The organism is Sphingomonas hylomeconis, assembly GCF_025370105.1.
GTDB classification, from domain to species: Bacteria; Pseudomonadota; Alphaproteobacteria; order Sphingomonadales; family Sphingomonadaceae; genus Sphingomonas; species Sphingomonas hylomeconis.
This window is the reverse complement of sequence record NZ_JANQBK010000021.1, coordinates 1-17,269: the sequence shown is the minus strand read 5'-3', so window position 1 is coordinate 17,269 and position 17,269 is coordinate 1. Positions and strand designations below refer to the sequence as shown.

General features: G+C 64.4%; 20 protein-coding genes and 1 tRNA gene. 18 read left to right on the top strand and 3 right to left on the bottom strand.

Annotation, left to right across the window (positions count from 1 at the left end; genetic code table 11):
• Positions 1–45: 45 nt before the first annotated feature.
• Positions 46–122: transfer RNA gene (locus NV401_RS18210), tRNA-Arg, on the bottom strand.
• 847 nt (positions 123–969) lie between these two features.
• On the opposite strand from NV401_RS18210, the gene NV401_RS18205 reads away from it, so the two are divergent.
• Together NV401_RS18205 and NV401_RS18200 are read left to right on the top strand one after the other, a co-directional pair.
• Complete coding sequence (locus NV401_RS18205; RefSeq protein WP_261295881.1) at positions 970–3,636, top strand: AAA family ATPase; 2,667 nt, start codon at positions 970–972, stop codon at positions 3,634–3,636.
• A gap of 54 nt (positions 3,637–3,690) precedes the next feature.
• On the top strand, positions 3,691–3,852 hold the full coding sequence (locus tag NV401_RS18200; RefSeq protein ID WP_261295880.1) for a hypothetical protein: 162 nt from the start codon (positions 3,691–3,693) through the stop codon (positions 3,850–3,852).
• Positions 3,853–4,859: 1,007 nt separating this feature from the next.
• On the opposite strand, the gene NV401_RS18195 is transcribed toward NV401_RS18200, so the two are convergent.
• Together NV401_RS18195 and NV401_RS18190 are read right to left on the bottom strand one after the other, a co-directional pair.
• Entirely contained in the window at positions 4,860–5,915 is a 1,056-nt protein-coding gene (locus NV401_RS18195; protein WP_261295879.1) for a phage portal protein, read from the bottom strand.
• Positions 5,912–7,732 carry a terminase large subunit domain-containing protein gene (locus tag NV401_RS18190; RefSeq protein WP_449325411.1) on the bottom strand — a complete coding sequence of 607 codons (1,821 nt, stop codon included), beginning with the start codon at positions 7,730–7,732 and terminating at the stop codon, positions 5,912–5,914. The genes NV401_RS18195 and NV401_RS18190 overlap by 4 nt, the downstream gene beginning before the upstream one ends.
• A gap of 163 nt (positions 7,733–7,895) precedes the next feature.
• Here NV401_RS18190 and NV401_RS18185 point away from each other — a divergent pair, with 163 nt between their 5' ends.
• The 16 genes from NV401_RS18185 to NV401_RS18110 all read left to right on the top strand — a co-directional run bounded on the left by NV401_RS18185 (position 7,896) and on the right by NV401_RS18110 (position 17,117).
• Positions 7,896–8,714: a GPO family capsid scaffolding protein gene (locus tag NV401_RS18185; RefSeq protein WP_261295878.1), complete on the top strand. Its 819-nt coding sequence runs from the start codon at positions 7,896–7,898 to the stop codon at positions 8,712–8,714.
• A 45-nt stretch (positions 8,715–8,759) separates the two neighbouring features.
• Entirely contained in the window at positions 8,760–9,851 is a 1,092-nt protein-coding gene (locus NV401_RS18180; protein WP_261295877.1) for a phage major capsid protein, P2 family, read from the top strand.
• 53 nt (positions 9,852–9,904) lie between these two features.
• Positions 9,905–10,675 carry a phage terminase small subunit gene (gene gpM, locus NV401_RS18175; RefSeq protein ID WP_261295876.1) on the top strand — a complete coding sequence of 257 codons (771 nt, stop codon included), beginning with the start codon at positions 9,905–9,907 and terminating at the stop codon, positions 10,673–10,675.
• A 111-nt stretch (positions 10,676–10,786) separates the two neighbouring features.
• Entirely contained in the window at positions 10,787–11,014 is a 228-nt protein-coding gene (locus tag NV401_RS18170; RefSeq protein WP_261295875.1) for a hypothetical protein, read from the top strand.
• The gene (locus NV401_RS18165; RefSeq protein ID WP_261295874.1) at positions 11,011–11,496 is read left to right on the top strand and encodes a head completion/stabilization protein; all 486 of its coding nucleotides are present in this window, start codon (positions 11,011–11,013) and stop codon (positions 11,494–11,496) included. Before NV401_RS18170 ends, NV401_RS18165 begins: the two co-directional genes overlap by 4 nt.
• Positions 11,496–11,711: a tail protein X gene (locus tag NV401_RS18160; protein WP_261295873.1), complete on the top strand. Its 216-nt coding sequence runs from the start codon at positions 11,496–11,498 to the stop codon at positions 11,709–11,711. Before NV401_RS18165 ends, NV401_RS18160 begins: the two co-directional genes overlap by 1 nt.
• A gap of 2 nt (positions 11,712–11,713) precedes the next feature.
• Complete coding sequence (locus NV401_RS18155; RefSeq protein WP_261295872.1) at positions 11,714–12,073, top strand: hypothetical protein; 360 nt, start codon at positions 11,714–11,716, stop codon at positions 12,071–12,073.
• The gene (locus NV401_RS18150) at positions 12,070–12,555 is read left to right on the top strand and encodes a glycoside hydrolase family protein (protein WP_261295871.1); all 486 of its coding nucleotides are present in this window, start codon (positions 12,070–12,072) and stop codon (positions 12,553–12,555) included. The genes NV401_RS18155 and NV401_RS18150 overlap by 4 nt, the downstream gene beginning before the upstream one ends.
• On the top strand, positions 12,552–13,085 hold the full coding sequence (locus tag NV401_RS18145; RefSeq protein ID WP_261295870.1) for a hypothetical protein: 534 nt from the start codon (positions 12,552–12,554) through the stop codon (positions 13,083–13,085). The genes NV401_RS18150 and NV401_RS18145 overlap by 4 nt, the downstream gene beginning before the upstream one ends.
• Positions 13,015–13,317: a hypothetical protein gene (locus NV401_RS18140; protein WP_261295869.1), complete on the top strand. Its 303-nt coding sequence runs from the start codon at positions 13,015–13,017 to the stop codon at positions 13,315–13,317. The genes NV401_RS18145 and NV401_RS18140 overlap by 71 nt, the downstream gene beginning before the upstream one ends.
• Positions 13,314–13,805 (top strand): phage tail protein, encoded by a 492-nt coding sequence (locus tag NV401_RS18135; RefSeq protein WP_261295868.1) that lies wholly within the window; start codon positions 13,314–13,316, stop codon positions 13,803–13,805. Before NV401_RS18140 ends, NV401_RS18135 begins: the two co-directional genes overlap by 4 nt.
• The gene (locus NV401_RS18130; protein ID WP_261295867.1) at positions 13,802–14,464 is read left to right on the top strand and encodes a phage virion morphogenesis protein; all 663 of its coding nucleotides are present in this window, start codon (positions 13,802–13,804) and stop codon (positions 14,462–14,464) included. The genes NV401_RS18135 and NV401_RS18130 overlap by 4 nt, the downstream gene beginning before the upstream one ends.
• Before the next feature lie 134 nt (positions 14,465–14,598).
• Positions 14,599–14,997: a VOC family protein gene (locus NV401_RS18125; protein ID WP_261295866.1), complete on the top strand. Its 399-nt coding sequence runs from the start codon at positions 14,599–14,601 to the stop codon at positions 14,995–14,997.
• 222 nt (positions 14,998–15,219) lie between these two features.
• Positions 15,220–15,420 (top strand): hypothetical protein, encoded by a 201-nt coding sequence (locus NV401_RS18120; RefSeq protein WP_261295865.1) that lies wholly within the window; start codon positions 15,220–15,222, stop codon positions 15,418–15,420.
• Positions 15,421–15,562: 142 nt separating this feature from the next.
• Complete coding sequence (locus tag NV401_RS18115; protein ID WP_261295864.1) at positions 15,563–16,474, top strand: baseplate assembly protein; 912 nt, start codon at positions 15,563–15,565, stop codon at positions 16,472–16,474.
• Positions 16,464–17,117 (top strand): phage tail protein I, encoded by a 654-nt coding sequence (locus NV401_RS18110; RefSeq protein WP_261295863.1) that lies wholly within the window; start codon positions 16,464–16,466, stop codon positions 17,115–17,117. The genes NV401_RS18115 and NV401_RS18110 overlap by 11 nt, the downstream gene beginning before the upstream one ends.
• Positions 17,118–17,269: the final 152 nt, after the last annotated feature.

The following is a 17,269-nucleotide window of genomic DNA, read 5'->3' as shown; positions in this document are numbered from 1 at the left end:
CCCCTCAACGGGGGCGCCGTGCGCATCGGCCAGACCGATGCTGAATGGTGCCCCCGGCGAGATTCGAACACGCGGCCTACGGTTTAGGAAACCGTTGCTCTATCCGGCTGAGCTACGGGGGCACTGGCAGTTTTCCTAGGTTTCTGCGGCCTACAGGTCAACGGTCAACACGCGAAACGCGCGAAGAACTACGGTTTGTGTTGGCACAATGGGGGGCACAGTCTGTTCCCCTTGCGTACGCGCCCTCTCTCGCGGGATGCCTCGTAAGCCCCACAGCGCGGTAATCTGGCGCTAGATCAAAAAGCTCTGAGCGATGAAGCGGATGGTGGCACAAATTGTGGCACATGCTCGACCATAAAAAGCGTCCCCCGCCCGGCTCGGTAAAGTAGCACGCGGGAAAACCCTAATCGAGCTAATCGCCGCAGGTTTCCGCGGGTTTCCGGCCAATCCAAACCCCAATTATTGTACAATCGAATTAGGTAAATTTGAACAATCACACGGAGCGAAAAAATCGTTTGTTTCCAATAGGATTGGGGTTTCAGCGGTTTTCGATTGGGGAGGATTAGGTTTTGACCGCAATCGAGAAATAACAAAGAAACAATAGGTTAGCTGCGTTTTTCGGGCTGGATTAGCCGGATTGGGGTTTTCCCGTTTGTGCTACCGGCTGCATCGAAGCGGCGGTCGCTCGTTTCGACACGTTTCCGCACAAGCTTGCTTTGGTTGCGTAGGCGGCCTGTCCGCTTCTGGGTACGCCCGCCCCTATGCTGAACGTCTGATTGTAACTGAATGCGGACCGGCTGCTTTTGTTCGCTCGGCGAGATAGGCAGTCGTTTGTTCAGGTGGGGAGGAGCAGGCTCCGTATAGTTGGAGCGTCTCCGCATGAAACGAACAGCAGCGCATTTGGTGACTCGCCGAGAGCCGGTGCTGCAAGTTATGCTACGCGCGGATTAAGCGGTTGGGGGAGCGTTTATGGGGAAACTTGCAGATTGGTGTGTAGGCCAGCCGGACTGGGCGGTCGACGCTATGCAGCGGGCGGCTTCCTGTTCGCAGGGTGTCGATGCTGACGTCGACGCGCTCGTGTGCCGTATCGGGCTGGCGCACGGCCTTCCGGTCGAAGGCGAGCACCCATGCCAGCCGTTCACCGAGGACAGCGTCGCCGCCGTCGGAGCCAATGCGGACGACGTCGTACTCCACTCCGTCGGCCCCCTGCAGGGCTTGGACAGACTCGTTGGGGACCAAGTCCTCAAGTTCGCGCTCGACGGCATCACCATCGTCTTCGGCGACAACGGTTCGGGCAAGAGCGGCTACACGCGCGCGCTGCGCCAGCTGACCTGCGTGCGCGAGGACGCGCCGCTGGAGGGCGACGTTTTTGCGACGGGAAGCGCGCCGTCCAAATCGATCACCTACAACTACCGGGTCGGGGATGCCGACGCCGTCGCTGCGACTTGGAGGGAAGGCGAATCGAAGCCGACGGTCCTCGAAGGAGTGACGCTGCTCGATACCGACAACCTGCGCGTCTACGTGAACGGCAAGAGTGACATTCTCTACATGCCGCCGGAAGCCGCGTGTGTCGGGCGGCTCGCCGACCTATACCAGGCGGCGTCCGCCCACTTCCGCGGATGGATCGACGGTGCGAGCAGGCGGTGTGCGGGAGCGTTTGGCGGCCACTACTCCCCAGGAACGACCGCCGCGGCGTTCGTCTCGCGAATGCAGACGGAAACGCCCGAGGCTAACCTGCCCACCGAGCAAGCGCTCCGCAACGCAGCGACATGGAGCCCCGACAATGAGGCGGAACTGGCAAGCCTACAGGCCGAGCAAGTGCGGGGGCCGGCTGCGACTGCGGCGCTCTGTGATCGTATCGCGACCTCGTGCCTGACGGTCGCCGCCGCCGTCGAGGCGACCGCGATGCCCCTGTCGGACAATGCCGCTGCCGGGGACGGAGCGCTGGTGGAGGCTAGGCAGCGGACGCGGCGCGTGGCCGACACGCTCGCGACCGAGCAGATCGGCTCGCAGCCGATCGGGGGCACGGGCTCAGACAGCTGGCGCGAGCTCTTCGCGATGGCGCGGCAGTTCGCGGCCGAAGCCGGGGTACGTTCGACTGGTGAGCCGTTCGCCGTCGGCGATCCATGCCCGCTCTGCCAGCAGCCGCTAGGCGCAGACGCAGCCGCGCGCCTAGCGGCCTTCGACATGTATGTGGAAGGACGGGCGACGCGGGAAGCCGAACTCGCCGCCAGCGCGTTTGCGCAACGCGCCTCGACCATACGAACTCTCTCGTTCAAAGCCGAGGCCGAGCTTCGGACGCTGCTTGCGGAGGCCGCGACGCAAGGCGCGCCGGCGCAGGCGCTCGTGAATCGCACGGTCGCCTTCAGCGCAGGGCTAGAGGCGCGCCGCGACGCGCGCATCCAGCAATTCGATGGCGACCGGATCGCGGACCTTGCGCCGCTCCCCTCCTCTCCAATCGACGAGCTGCGGACCTGGGCGACACAGCTGAGCGACCACGCCAGGACGCTACGGTCGGGCGACGACCGGAGCGTGGCGGTAACTACCAAGATTGCCGAGTTGACGGACCGCAAGCAAATGAACGGCCAGGTCGAAGAGCTGGTTGCGCGTCGCGACGAGTTGAAGAGAATCCACCTGTGGAAGCGGTGCGAGGCCGCCCTCAACACAGGGCCACTGTCGCGTCTTATGACATCGCTGCGGAAGGAATTAACGACGCCGGGGCTGAGGACCCGGATCGAGGAGGAGATCCGCAACTTCGCGATGACGCACATCCCGCTCCAGTTCTCAGACGAGACAACCAAGGGGACGAGCTTCTTTGAGGTCGCGCTGGCGTCCACAAGAAAGGCGAAGAAGGCGCGTATCCTGAGCGAGGGCGAGCAGCGCGCGCTCAGCCTCGCATGCTTCCTTGCCGAATCGCATGTGGCGGGAAGAAAGTCTGGCATCATTTTGGACGATCCGGTCACCAGTCTCGATCACGGTCGCGTGCGGCGCGTGGCGCGCCGGCTGGTGGACGAGGCGGCGAAGGGACGACAGATCGTCGTTTTCACTCACAACCTCGTATTCTACCACGAGCTAACGCTGGCGTGTGTCGACCGCACAGTCCCGGTCCCGGCGCTGCCCTGTCTCATCCAGCAGGGCGGCCGCGGCGAGTTCGGCATCGTGACGGTTGGCGACACGCCGTGGGTTGCACGCAAAGTGAAAGAACGCGAACAGACGCTCAAGACGATGATCGACAACATCCCCGACGATCTCGCCGTTTCGACTGACGACTACGGGCGCCGGTGCACCGGGTTCTACGCCGCTCTGCGCGAGACATGGGAGCGTGCAGTGGAAGAGATCGTCCTCAACGACGTCGTCCGCCGCTTCGGTTCAAACGTCGGCACATTGCGCCTGGGGGGGGTCGACGTCAGCGATGAGGATTTTATGATTGTTCACCGGGCGATGTCCCGCGCCTCTGAGCACTCCGGACACGACCAGGCCGCGGGGCGGCAGATCGACACACCAACAAAGGCGCAAATGCGGGCTGACCTGAGCGAGCTGACGAGCTTCAGGACTACCAAGACGAAGTCCAACAGAGAGGCGGATGACCGCCGCAAGTCACTCGCCACCGCGCCGCCGGAGGCAGCGGTTGGCTGACGCGTGGACCAGCGTGGAGCCGGATCCCGCCCGGCGCATCAGGAAGAGCATGCCGTGGGCGAAATCGCGCTTAACGGCATCAACAACACCATAAGTCAGATCAGCCACTTAAGTCTGATGAACGAACGCCCGATCATGGAGCAGCGCTACAGCGAGCCGGGCGTCTGCAAATGGGCGAAAGCGGCCGAGCATGCGTCAGAATGCGTCGGTAGTTAGAGCCGGTTTCGCCGGTTTCCCTCCCTACGTACCACTAGAGGGCGACAGGAACGAATCGCTTGCGTCAAAAGAGACACGGAAAGTGCGCGGGCGAGGCGGGGGGCTCAGCGCGCCCGTTGGGGTCGCAGGCCGCTGCTGCGACCTCCCCCCTAGCCGCCCGCCACCCAAGGCGCGACCCGCATATCTCCCGCCGCGAACTGGCGAGCTCGATCGCGAAACCATTCCCGCAGCCCCGGGGAAACTACCTCCCACGACCCGTGCTGATCGCGGTGCTCAGCAGGCCATAGATCGCGCTTAGTGCGTTGATGGAGGTCGAATGCCAACTGTTCAAGGACGGGGTGGCCGGCGTCGGATGGGCGGATCATAGCAACGTGAGAACAGGAAGAGAACGCTAAGGCAAGGTTGCGAATCAAACTCGCCGCGCGCACCATGCCGCAATGGTCGAATGGCTCACCGACGCTGCATCAGTCAGGGAACTAACCGGTAAAAATTTTCTTGCCGCCTATCCGCGGACGGATGGCGACCGCGCAGAGGCAGAGGTGCTACGCCGAAATTATGCACCGAGGCCTAGACACCTGATCGGGCGCGATTGATGCCAGCTCGGCGTGGCGAGGCATGGAGCGTTGAGGACGATGCCGTGTTTCAAAGATTAGCACGGGAAGGCGTCGGGGTGCCTAAGATCGCTCGACTGCTCGAACGGACTCAATCGGCGATCCGGTCACGCGCCGCCAACAGGGGGATCAAGGTTGCACCCCGATGACGTCGCCAACTGCCGACGATCTCCGAAACCGGCTAGCGCAAGCCTTCGTCGCCAACGGCGATGACGCTCGCTGGCGGGAACAGGCCTGAAGAGGAACAGCTATCCCAAGTTGGGGATGGGAACTCACCTGCTTTTGACGCTGATGTTGAGTTTTTGGGCCCGGGTTCGGACCGCATGGCGAGCTGATCCTCGTCGGTTTGCCGGCTGCAACCGGCATCCCCCGCCCGGCCGAAGCCGGGCGTGAAGTCTATGCGGCGCGTGCGGCGCGCTCTTCGAATGCCACGGCCTCGAAGCCGATCTCTTCGTTCACGTCGAGGAACGCCGCCTGGATCGGCTCGATCTCGAGCTCGAAGAACCCGTCGATCGCCTGCAGCGGATTGCCCGGCACAGATCCCTGCGCCGGAATGATGCCGAGCAGTTGAGGCGGCACGCGGTGCGCAGCCAGGATGTCGTCGCGCGTCGCGTTCTTGATACCGATGAACTCATCCTTCGCGCCCACCTCGGCAATCGGCAGGATCTTGAGCGAGCCATCCTTGCCGTTGGGCGCATGCACGAACAGGTTGCGGAAGTTGCCCGGCCCCTTGCTCGCCTTCAGCGCGGCCTTCAGCGCGTCGGTATCGTTCGTATCGATATCGCCGGTCGCATAGAGGATATACCCGGCATGGCTGCCGTTGAGATAATAGCGGCGGCGGAATAGCGTCGCCGCCTCGTTGAGCAGCGCCGCCTGCAGCGCGCTCAGATATTCCGGCACGCCGTACAGCTCCTGATTGATATCGGGCTGCCCGATCTGCACGACGCTGCCCGGGCGGAACTCGTCTGCGCGGTCGAACGACGTCGTGAAGAAATACTGGCCGGGCAGCAGGCCGCGACGCGTATATTTCGCCATTGCATGGTCGAGGCGCATCACGCCGCCCAGCACGTTGTACCGCGCCTCGAGGTAGCCGGTGCCGAACACCAGATAATCCTGCACCATCGCCCCAAACGCCTTGCGGCTCAGCCAAGGCGTCGGCTTGAACGACCGGGTCAGCAGGTTGCGCTTGAGCATGATCGCCGAGCTGTGGTGAGGCGAGACGCGGAAGGCGCGCGCCAGACCGTCGAGCGAGATCGGCGGCTCGTACCAGCGCCCGTTATGGACGCATTCGAACAGATCCATGATCTCGCGGCGATTGAGCACCGGTTCGGGATCGCCGAAGCTGAAGGCCTGCATGCCCTGCGCGTTATCGTTCGACGCGACGATCGCGCCGGTCGATGCCTCGGCGGTCTCGGCGCGCGACATCGCCCGTGCCCTGCTGCGCTTGCTCATTCGAAGATCTCCATGGTGGTCTTGGGGCGTTCGCGCCCGTCGAGCGGCTCGTTGATGAAAATATGCATCGCCGCCCAGGCAAGGTCGGCGTGACCGGTTTCGCCCGATCGGCTGGCCTTGAACGTCACTGCCCGGCCGCTGGTGGTCAGCGTTTTCTTGATCGACAGGAACGACGACTGCAGATCGATCCAGCCGCTATCAAATTCGAGGCGCTGGCGGCTGATCGTGTGCTGCGCCTTCATGACCATGCTGGTCTTCGCTTCGACCGAATATTCGATCTTCACGACGTTTCGCATGCGGTCTTTAAGCAGCTGCCAGACGCCAGAGCCGACCCCGTTCGCGTCGATGCCGAGATAGGTGCAATTGTACCGCGCAAGGATCTGCATGATCGCACTGGCCTGCGCCTCGAAGTCGAGACCGCGAAATTGATGCTTCTCGAGCAAGCGGAACTTGCCGTCCGGCCCGCCTGGCGGCAACGCGATGATCAGCGCCGCGTTATCGCCGTCGTCGCTATCCTGCGGATCGTACCCCGCCCACACCTCGCGCTGGCAGACCGGGCGCTTGGCGATCGGATTGAAAAAGTCCCAATCCGACATCGTATCGACGCCGCAGCGCTGCAGCTCGTTGAACTTGAACGCCGACAGGCTGTCGTCGACGAACTGGCACATGAGCAGGTTGGCGAATTCGTCGGGCGCATATTCGATGCGCAGCTCATCGACGTTGAACAGGCTGCAGCCGAGCGCCTCGGCATCCTCGATCGTGACGATCTGGCGCCAGACATTATCCTCGCACAGCCGCCCGTTCTTCAGCGAATCGTGGCTGACATCGATCTCGATCCGGTCTTCTTTTTTGACGCGCCGGTTGCGACGATCGCCGGTCCAGTACGGATGCGCCTGGTGCGCGACGCTCGATGGCGTCGAGAAGTAGGTGCGGCGCCACTTCTTGTGCATCGCCATGCCGCTGGCGACCTTGTTCAACTCCTCGAAGCCGTACACCCAGAAGAATTCGTCGAAGTAGAAATTGCCGTGATAGCCCTGCGCCGTGCGCGCATTGGTGCCGAGGAAGATCAGCTCGGCCGCGGGCTCGCCTTCGGGGATGAGGTCCGATGTCAGCACGATCGGATCGCCCTGCAGCTTGACGCCGACCCGCGCCGCGAACTGGACGATGTAATTGCGGAAGATGTGCGCCTGGCTCTTCGACGCCGACAGGAAGATCTGGTTGCCGCCCCCGGTCAGCGCGTCGATCAGCGCCTCGCGCGCAAAATACCAGGTCGCGCCGATCTGGCGCGATTTCAGGATCATGCGCGTGCGCTGATCCTTCGCGTCCCACCATGTGCGCTGATAGCCGAACTGCTCGGCCTCGAAGATCTCGATCAGCCGGTCGACCTGCTCTTCGGTGAAGTGATTTTTGACCGACTTCTTGCGGTCGCCGGCGTTCCGGTTGCCGACCTTGTCGTTCAGGTCGCCTTCGTGCCCGCCGGGCGCTTCAAACCGCCGGATCCGCGCGCCGGCCACAACCTGCCGCATCAGCAGGTCGATCTCCTTGAAGTCGCCGCCCGTCTTCTGATCCTTGGCGATCAGCTGGTTGATGCGGCATTCGAGCGCGTCCTCGATCTTCGAGAGCGATGGCGCCTTGTCCCATTCGTCGCGGTCTTTCCACGACTGTACGGTCGATCGCGCGAGGCCCAGCTCGCCGGCGATCTGCGACACGCCCCACCCGGCCCAATACAGGCGACGCGCCTGTCGGCACGCGTCGACCGGGATCGGCATCGTGGAGGCTGGCAACGGCATGCCGGTATCGGGCGGGAGCTTGTCCATCGGCCGCGAACCTAGCCACGCCACCCTCGCCGGGCCGACCGCGCGCTCTTGTAGAAACCGTTTCTACAAGAGCGTGCGCTTGAGAAGTTCGGCCTCTTCGGTGCCTTTTCGGGCTTCAGTTGCCCCCGCGGCTCAATCTTTCCGACCGAGGACCAATATCGCCATGGCCAAGAGCAAGTTCTTCCGCGCTTTCGTCGCAGGTGCCACGATCAGCGACGGGCGCGTCATCGAACCGGAGTGGATCGATCAGGTGGTCGAGACCTTCAACGTCGACACCTATTCGCCGCGGATCAACATCGAGCATATTTCCGGTTACAGCCCCGAGCCGCCCTTCAACGGCTATGGCACCGTTGTCGCCGTCGAAGCCCGCGACGTCGATATCACCATCGCCGGCACGACCGAGAAGCGGCGCGCCCTGTATTGCCAGGTCGAAGGCAACGACCAGCTGGTCGCGCTCGCCAAGGCCGATCAGAAGCCCTTCCCCTCGGCCGAACTGACCCCGAGCTACGCCGGCACCAACAAGATCGGCCTGATTGGCCTCGCCTTCACCGACAAGCCCGCGTCGATCGGCACCGAAAAGCTACAGTTCTCGCGCAGCGCGCCTGGCACCGTGTTCGCGCCCGGCGCTGACGCGGCATCGATCGAATTCGAAGCTGCCCCGGTCGAGCCGACCGGCATCGCCGCGGCGATCGTCGCCGGCTTCGCATCGGTTGCCACGTTGTTCTCGCGCGCCGAGCCAGAAAAGAAGGTCGATCCGGCCCCGGAACCCAAAACCCCGGCGAACGACAACTTCGACATTGCGGCCTTCTCGACGGCTATCGGCGCGCAGGTCGCCGCGGCGGTGAAGCCCGGCAACGATGCGATGGCCGCCTTCGAGACGCGCTTCGCCGCGCTGGAAACCAAGCTCGCCGGCACCGAGCAGCTCGGTTTCAGCCGCGCGCCTGCCTCGGGCGGCGCCGGTACGCCGATGACCGACTGCTGATCCCCGAACACCCGCCAGCCTTTCCCGACCAGGAGCCTACCCGCCATGCGTAACTCGACCCGCCTGCTCTACAACGCCTATGTCAGCCAGATCGCGCTGCTCAGCGGCGTTCCCGATGCCACCACGCAGTTCTCGGTCGCGCCCGTCGTCGAGCAGAAGCTGATCGAGCGCGTCATGACGTCGAGCGACTTCCTGTCGAAGATCGGCAACGTCACCGTCACGCAGCAGGAAGGCGACAAGGTCGGCATCGGCGTCACGCGCCCGATCGCAAGCCGCACCAACACTGCAGGCGGCAATCGCCGTACGCCGACCGACCCGACCGACACGTCGGATCTGGGCCGGTACCGCTGCGAGCAGACCAACAGCGACACCGCGATCAAGTATGCCAAGCTGGACGCCTGGGCGCACCGCCCGGAATTCCAGACGTTGGTTCGCGACGCGATCATCAAGCAGAAGGGTCGCGACCGGATTATGATCGGCTGGAACGGCATTGCCGTTGCCGCGCAGAGCGATCTCGATGCCAATCCCCTGCTGCAGGATATCAATAAGGGTTGGCTCTACAAGATCCGCACGTTCGCCGACAGTCGCTGGTTGCGTGATGGCGCGCTGACCACCGGTGCACTTGCCGCCACGAAGGCGATCTACGTCGACGACACCGGCGTGCCGTTCAACCATGCGCAAGGCGCTGATAATACGGGTGCCAACGTCGATTTCGTCAACCTCGATGCGCTCGCGTTCGAAGCGGTTGAGCTGATCGACGAATGGCACCGCGACGATACCGACCTGGTCGTCATTGTCGGCCGCGATCTGCTGCACGACAAGTATTTCTCGATCGTCAACGCGGCGGGCGACAAGGCAACCGAGATGCTGGCGCGCGACGTCATCATGTCGACCAAGCAGATTGGTGGCATGCCGGCTGTCCGCGTGCCGTTCTTCCCGGCCAACGCCATGCTGATCACCACGCTCGCAAACCTCGCGATCTATACGCAGGAAGGCACCACGCGCCGCCAGCTTAAGGACGAGCCCGCGCTCGACCAGATCGAGAACTACGAGAGCGTGAACGAGGCGTACGTGGTCGAGGATTACGGCCTGACCGCGCTCGTCGAGAACATCGTCATGGGCAAGAAGCCGGCCTGATCGGCCGCTTCCGCCCCTCCCCCTAGTCCGCCCTCACTTCGTCTGGATCCGCAATGAGCCTCGCTCGCAAGCACCGGGAACGCACCCTGGCCGCACAAAGCGCGGCATCCTTCGACGTCGAGGGCGGGCTTCTCGCTGAAACGACAACCACGCCGGCCGGCAGCACGCCGGTCGATCGCGCCGAGGCGCAGGTCACCCTGCGCCTGCGGCACGACCTTCAGCGCCTCAAGCAGATCCAGTCGATCGAGAAGAAGATCGCCACCAAGCGCGAAATGCTGCCCGAATATTGGCCGTGGATCGACGGCCTGCTCGATGCGGCGCGCGCGAGCGGCGAAGGCGTCCAGGGCGAAGTGCTGCCAACCATTATGGTCTGGGCGATCGACACGAACGACTGGGCGCGCGCGCTAGATCTGGCCGAGTACGTTCTCCGCCACAACATTGCGTTGCCCGCACGCTACGAGCGCCAGGCGGCAACCCTTATCGTTGAACAGCTCAGCGAAAACGCGATCGCATGCTTCGAACGCAATATCATCGTGCCGCACGACGTCCTCTCGCGCCTGTACGAGCTGGCGGCCGACCGCGACATGCCCGACGAAGTGAAAGCCAAGCTGCAGAAAGCACTCGGCATGGACTATGCCGCGGTCATCGACCCTGAGCTGTATCCCGAAGCGTCGGAAGAACACCGCGTCTCCGCGCGTGATCGGGCGATATCCCACTATGCGCGCGCGGTCGAACTGAACCCGCGCATCGGCCTGAAACAGAAACTCGAGAAGCTCCGCAAGGACGCCGCGGCAGCAGCCCCGGCCCCGCAACAGGCTTCGTAACCAGCTCGCCCCCGGCGCTCGGGGCGGATCGCACAGCACGGGAGGGCCGCAAGGCTGAGGGCCGTCGCTGATCCGATCCCCACCCCGGGAACTTCCACTGCAGGAATCGCAATGATCGCCGCCTTCGTCCACGCCATACCGTTGTTCGCGATCGCGGCCACGCTTTGCGTCGGGCTGATGCTGATCGTGGTCGGCGTCGCCATGCTGGCGATCGATCTCGGCGAGCCTGCAGCCGACAAGGCGCGGATCGCGGTCGGCGGCGGCGCCGGCGCGCTCGGCCTAGTGCTGGTCATCGCCGGCGCGGCGCCGCTTTGCCGATGGCTGGTGATCGTCGCATGAGCGGCGGCTTCGTCATCGGCACGACCAGCGTGCCCCCCGTCTTGGCCGCGAACGAACCATCGATCGAGAACGACGGATGGTTTCCCGCAGTCGATCCGGCCTTATTCCGCAAGCAGAACCGACTTCGCGATGTCGTGACGTTCGAGCGACTGCGCGAAGCCGTCCTGTCTGCCATGATCGAGATCAATCTCGCGCTCGAGGGCTATCGCGCCGCGCAGATCTTGGCCGGCTGCGAGGCGCTCGCCGACGTGCCGTCGCGGCTGCTTGGCGGCGAGAGCCGCAACGTCATCCTGTATCGCCGCGCGATCAGCGCCTCGGCCAAGGCCGATCTGGTCGAGCATTACCGCGACATGGACACGACGGGCGCCGGCCAGCGCCAGGTCGGCGAGCTGGATATCTCGGTCGGGGAGCTGCGCCGCGACGCGCTCCATGCCGTGCGCGACCTGCTTGGGCAGACCCGCACCAACGTCGAGCTGATCTGATGGCCGATACCATCCGCGCGCAACAGGGCGACACGCTGGACGCGCTGCTGTGGCGCGAGCGCCGGCTCGGCTCGGCCGCGCTGCCGATCGTCCTCGAGGCCAATCCCGGCCTTGCGCAGCTCGGCCCCGTCCTGCCGCTCTCCACGCCGGTGAAAGTGCCGGACACCGCCAGCGCCGCGCCGCGGACGCTCGACCTCGTGCAGCTGTGGGATTGATAATGGACAAGCATACGATCCCCGACCTGATCGCTGGCCTCTTGGGGCTGCTCGCCGGCCTGTCGCCAGCCGCGCTCGGCGCCGCGGTCAGCCTTGCCTACGAAAAGGGCCTCACATGGGGCGAACGCTTCATCCAGTTCGCGGTCGGCACCTGTGTCAGCTTCTTCGTGTCGCGCGCGATCGGCGCGCTGGTGACGCTCGATCCCTTCGTGCTGCAGGGCATCAGCTTCACCCTCGGCATGATCGCTTTCAAGGCCGCGCCCAAGTTCATCGGCAGCGCGGTCGACGCGGTCGGCGCGCTGCCCCGCGAGATCGGTGATCGCATCATCTCCTGGTTGCCCAAAAAGAAGGATGGACAATGACCTACGACCGGCCCCGGTTGCGTAGCGAGCTGATCCGGGACGAAGGCCTGCGCCTGAAGGTCTATTATTGCACTGCCAGCAAGCTGAGCATCGCGGTCGGCCGCAACCTCGACGACGTCGGCATCCGGCCGCACGAAGCCCGGGCGCTCGGCATCACCAAGTCCGGCGTGATCGCGCGCGGTGTGACCCGCGACCAGGCCATGTTCTTGCTCGACAGCGACATCGACACCGTCGAGGCGCAGCTCGATCATGACCTGCCCTGGTGGCGTAAGCTCGACGGTGTGCGCCAGCGCGTGCTGCTCAACATGACGTTCAACCTCGGCATCAAGGGCATGCTCGGCTTCCGCAACACGCTCGGCATGATCCAGCGGGGCGATTACGTCGCCGCGGCGCGCGGCATGAAGGCGTCGCGCTGGCACAGCCAGGTCGGCGATCGCGCCGTGCGCCTCGAGGCGATGATGGCGACGGGAGTTGCGGCATGATCAGGAAGCTTTTCTCGCTCGCGGCAGGCTGGATCGGCGAACAGACCGGCTGGCTTGTCCTCGTTGCGGTCGGCGCGGTCGGCGCGTTCCTCTACGTCCAGTTTGCCCAGGTCAGCGCCGATCGCGACGCCGCGCTGCACTCGGCCGAGGTGATCTGCGCCGGCGCCGGCGCAGACTTTGCCCCCTCGGTCACCGTCGAGAAGGATGCGAAGGGCAAGCCGGTCGCCGTGGCGCACGCCCGCGGCGCCATTTGCCAGCGCTACGTCGCCCAGCTCGCCGGCTTCAAGGCCGCGACCGTGCAGGCATCGGCCGAGGCGCTCGCCAAGGCGATGAGCGATCACGACGCCAAGAACAACACCGACACCGCGGCTGCCCGACTGGCAGCGGAAAGCGCGCGCGATGCCGCGCTCAGAATGGAGATGGCCGATGCCCAGGCTGAACGCACGAACATTGTCGATCATGAGTGGTTTGCTGCTGTCAACGGCGTTGCCGGGCTGCGCGCACCGGCTGGTGGAAGTGCCGGTCGATAAGCCGGTGCCTGTCGCTGTCGTCGTGAAGGACACGCCCCCGGCCGAGCTGACCCGCTGCGCCGAGCGCCCTGACGGTCTGCCCGAGGATGCCGCCTTGCTGGCGCAGATCCCCACCCGTGCCCGCGCGGGCATCATCCGCTTGGCTAAGGCGTTTGCCCTCAACGCTTCGCAGCTCGACCGGTTGATCGCTTGGAACGAGCCCGGCAGCTGCCCTGCGGCCGCAAAAAAGTGATCAAGCCCGCCAGCCTGCGCCAGCTGTTGCTATCGGCTGTCCCGAATTTGCAGGACAATCCCGAACGCCTGCTGATGTTCATCGATCAGGGGCGGCTGGCGGCGCGGGGCACGCGCAAGCTGGCGTTCGAATATCGCTATAAGCTCAACATCGTCGTGCAGGATTATGCCGGCGCGATCGACGATATCATGGTGCCGATCCTCGCGTGGATCTCAGAAGCCCAGCCCGATCTGCTCGAGCGTGACGAGCGCGAACCCTTCTCGTTTGATTCCGAACTGATGGACGCCAACTCCGCAGATGTGTCGATCGACATCGAGCTGACCGAAGCCGTGCTGGTCGAACGCAAGCCCGGCGGCGGCTTTGACGTCGTGCACGTCCCCGAACCGAGCCGGTGCGACGCGTTCCCCGGCGTGGAAGAGACTGCGAACCTGTGGCAGCTGCTGCTGCGCGATGAAATCGAGCCGTCCGTCACCACGATACCCGAATGAACGACGATCTCGCCGAGATCGAGGCGATCGCCGGCGCGCTCTTGCGCGGGCTGGGCTCGAGCGAGCGCCGCACCCTGCTGCGCCGCATCGCACGCGATATCCAAAAGAGCCAGTCGGCCCGCATCGGCCGGCAGGAGGATCCCGAAGGGCAGAAGTTCGCGGCACGCCGACCGAAGAAGGAAGAGCGGCCCGGAAACCATACGGTCAAATTCCTGTATCCGCGCGGCGATAATGCGCGCCTCGTTCTCATGAAGAGCTGGGTGCACGAAGGCCCCCTGCTAACCGGATACGACATCGAGGCCGGCGGCATTCGCAGCTTCTTCTGGGATCAGGTTGATCGCTGGCTGCCCGTCGATCCGGCCGAGCAGAACAAGGGCGCCGGCAAGTTTCGGCGCCAGGGCAGGATCCGCAACAAAGCGATGTTCCGTAAACTGCGCCAGGCGCGCAACCTGCGCGTCGATGCGACCGATCGCGAGGCATGGATCGGCTTTAGCGGCCGCGCGGCCGAGATTGCGCGTGTTCACCAAGAGGGTGCGCAGGATCGGCCAGCCGCGAAGGCCAAGCCGGTTCGCTACGCGCGGCGCTCGTTGCTTGGTCTCACCAATGCCGAGCGCTCGCGAATCCTTGACATGCTTTTCGATAAGATAAGCGATCCGTAATGACCGAAGCGGCCTGTCCGCTAACGCCCAGTAGCGGACAGTCCGAGGCGCGGGGGGGTGACGGCGAGTTATATGCCGGTTAGGTGAGACCGTTAATGGCGTTCGGAAGTCGATCAGCCTTCAGGAGAGTATCTGTGCTTTTCCACACCATGGTCGGATCGAATGACATTGAACGGTCCAAGCGCTTCTACGACACAGTGCTCAGCACCTTGGGTGCCGGGGAAGGGACGCGGAACATCGCCGACAGCGGCCATACACGTCTGATCTACAATAACGGCAACGGGACCAACTTCATCGTTAGCCAGCCGATCAACGACGAACCGGCAAGCGTCGCCAACGGCAGCACCGTCGCCTTCACCTGCCACTCGCCCGAGCAGGTGAAGCAGCTTCACGATACCGCCGTTGCCGCTGGCGGAACATCAATCGAAGCTCCGCCCGGACCGCGCGACACTGCCTCCTTGGGCACCATCGAACTGGCATATTTTCGTGACCCCGACGGCAACAAACTGTGCGGGATCCATTTTCCTGCCTGATCCGTCCGGCACGGGTCCCCTTCTGACCACAGTGGACCTCGACCATGCGATCCTGCGAATGTCCGCTTTCCATCATAATCGGACGTTCGGCGCGGCTAGCGTAGGCACCATAAGCGGATGCTCCGCTTTCGCCCTAAGCGGCCAGAATGACCCGCTCCGGAGGGTCTCTTGACAACAGACGGACGGCAATGATGAAATTTGGTGGCCTGTAAGGAGGTTACAATGTTCGATGACCAAGACCGCGCCTACTTTGCTCGACGTGCCGCAACGGAAAGAAAATTGGCGTCCGAAGCATCAGACCCTGCGATACGCAAAATCCACGCAGATATGGCGGAAGAGTATCAGCGTATGTCGGAGGGGGCTGAACCCCAATGCTTGGTTCGTCGCCCCGCCGACAAGCCGCTTTTTACGGACGGCAGCTAGCCACCAATTCCGGTCGTTCGACCATAGCGCGTACCTTCTGCGGAGCGGAGGTTGCTACATTGGAGTGATGCGCTCTTGTAGAAACCGTTTCTACAAGAGCGCGGAGTAGCCATGCCGCGCCGTGCGCGACGACATGGCCGCTATGTCCGTCAATCCCGCCAGCACCAACTCAGTCGATCTGTCGCGCCTGCCGGCGCCGGACGTCGTCGAACGGTTGTCTTACGAGCAGCTGTTCGATGAAATGGTCGCTAAGCTGCAGAAGTTCCTGCCCAGCTTCGACGCCACGGTCGACAGCGATCCGGCCGTGAAGGTGCTGCAGGTCGCGGCCTATTTCCGGCTGCTCGATCGGCAGAACTTCAACGATCGCGCGCGGCAGCTGTTCGTTGCCTATGCGACGGACGGTAATCTCGATCAGCTCGGCGCGCTGTTCGGCGTCGCCCGGCTGCAGGTCGCGCCGGCCGATCCGGTCGCCGGCACCGCGGCTGTCTACGAGGATGACGATTCCTATCGTCGCCGCATCGTGCTGGCGCCCGAGAGCTACAGCGTTGCCGGTCCCGAGGCGGCATACATCTACCACGCGCTGTCGGCCGATGCCTCGATCCTGGACGCCAGCGCGACCAGCCCGGCACCCGGCACCGTCCTCGTCTCGATCCTGTCGCGGGGTGGCAACGGCCAGGCGACGCCCGACCAGCTCGATGCGGTCGATGACGCGCTGGCGACCGTCCGCGGTAATCGCAAGCGCCCGCTGACCGATAACGTCATCGTCGCTTCGGCTTCGATCGTCGACTATCTCGTTCAGGCCCGGCTCGTGTTGTTCTACGGCCCCGACGAAACGCTGATGCTCGCGGCCGCGCAGGCTTCGCTTGCGGCCTATCTGCTGTCCTGCCGCAAGCTCGGCCGCGACGTCACGCGCGCCGGCATCACCGGCGCGCTGATGGTCGAGGGCGTGCAGAACGTCGTGCTGACCGCGCCGCTGGCGGACGTCCTGTGTAATGACACGCAGGCGTCCAATTGCGTCGGCCTCGATGTCGCGATCGCCGGCTATGGCGAATAGCCTGCTGCCCCCCAACGCCACGCCGCTTGAGCGCGCGCTGGTGGACGCTGCGGCGCGCGATGGCGACGTGCCGGATCTGCTTGCGTTGTGGAACCCCGAAACCTGCCCGATCGCGTTGCTGCCCTGGCTTGCCTGGGGCCTGTCGATCGACCGCTGGGATCCCGAATGGAGCGAGGATGAAAAGCGCGCCGCGGTCGCCAACGCGATCGACGATCAGCGGCTGAAGGGCACGCGCTACAGCATCGAGCGCGTGCTCGCATCGTTCGATGCGCTGCTCGAGCTGGTCGAATGGTTCGAGGTTACGCCGAACGCCGCGCCCTACACCTTCGAGGTGCGCCTGCCGGTGATCGATACCGCTGGCGTCGCCGGGGGCGGTCGCACCTCGGCCGCAGTCGCCCGCGCGATCGTCACTGAGGTGTCGCGGACCAAGCCGGCGCGCGCGCATTTCCAGCTGGTCCAGCAGCTCCGCGTGGCGGGCACGCCGGCGCCGATCGCTGCGCTCCAGGTCACCAATTATCGCCGCCTGCACCTTGCCGCGACCGATGGTGACGCCGGCACGCCATGGGCTGACCTGCTGCAGGATCAGAACGGCGAGCCGCTCGAGTTCGGCGACACCGGCTTCATCGATGGATCCGCCCTATGACCGCTCTTACTCTCACGCTCACCAATGCCGGCCGCGCTGCGCTGGTCAACGCTGGCGCCGGCGGCACCGCGGCCGTCATCGTGGCCCGGGCCGGGCTGACCGCGACGGCGTTTGTCAGCGCGCCGACGCTCACCGTGCTGCCCGGCGAGTTC

Excerpts from the sequence above, each read along its gene's own strand:
- NV401_RS18205 (WP_261295881.1), top strand. The coding sequence starts at position 970 with ATGGGGAAACTTGCAGATTGGTGTGTAGGCCAGCCGGACTGGGCGGTC.
- NV401_RS18195 (WP_261295879.1), bottom strand. The coding sequence starts at position 5,915 with ATGAGCAAGCGCAGCAGGGCACGGGCGATGTCGCGCGCCGAGACCGCC.
- NV401_RS18190 (WP_449325411.1), bottom strand. The coding sequence starts at position 7,732 with ATGGACAAGCTCCCGCCCGATACCGGCATGCCGTTGCCAGCCTCCACG.
- NV401_RS18185 (WP_261295878.1), top strand. The coding sequence starts at position 7,896 with ATGGCCAAGAGCAAGTTCTTCCGCGCTTTCGTCGCAGGTGCCACGATC.
- NV401_RS18180 (WP_261295877.1), top strand. The coding sequence starts at position 8,760 with ATGCGTAACTCGACCCGCCTGCTCTACAACGCCTATGTCAGCCAGATC.
- gpM (WP_261295876.1), top strand. The coding sequence starts at position 9,905 with ATGAGCCTCGCTCGCAAGCACCGGGAACGCACCCTGGCCGCACAAAGC.
- NV401_RS18170 (WP_261295875.1), top strand. The coding sequence starts at position 10,787 with ATGATCGCCGCCTTCGTCCACGCCATACCGTTGTTCGCGATCGCGGCC.
- NV401_RS18165 (WP_261295874.1), top strand. The coding sequence starts at position 11,011 with ATGAGCGGCGGCTTCGTCATCGGCACGACCAGCGTGCCCCCCGTCTTG.
- NV401_RS18160 (WP_261295873.1), top strand. The coding sequence starts at position 11,496 with ATGGCCGATACCATCCGCGCGCAACAGGGCGACACGCTGGACGCGCTG.
- NV401_RS18155 (WP_261295872.1), top strand. The coding sequence starts at position 11,714 with ATGGACAAGCATACGATCCCCGACCTGATCGCTGGCCTCTTGGGGCTG.
- NV401_RS18150 (WP_261295871.1), top strand. The coding sequence starts at position 12,070 with ATGACCTACGACCGGCCCCGGTTGCGTAGCGAGCTGATCCGGGACGAA.
- NV401_RS18145 (WP_261295870.1), top strand. The coding sequence starts at position 12,552 with ATGATCAGGAAGCTTTTCTCGCTCGCGGCAGGCTGGATCGGCGAACAG.
- NV401_RS18140 (WP_261295869.1), top strand. The coding sequence starts at position 13,015 with ATGAGTGGTTTGCTGCTGTCAACGGCGTTGCCGGGCTGCGCGCACCGG.
- NV401_RS18130 (WP_261295867.1), top strand. The coding sequence starts at position 13,802 with ATGAACGACGATCTCGCCGAGATCGAGGCGATCGCCGGCGCGCTCTTG.
- NV401_RS18120 (WP_261295865.1), top strand. The coding sequence starts at position 15,220 with ATGTTCGATGACCAAGACCGCGCCTACTTTGCTCGACGTGCCGCAACG.
- NV401_RS18115 (WP_261295864.1), top strand. The coding sequence starts at position 15,563 with ATGTCCGTCAATCCCGCCAGCACCAACTCAGTCGATCTGTCGCGCCTG.
- NV401_RS18110 (WP_261295863.1), top strand. The coding sequence starts at position 16,464 with ATGGCGAATAGCCTGCTGCCCCCCAACGCCACGCCGCTTGAGCGCGCG.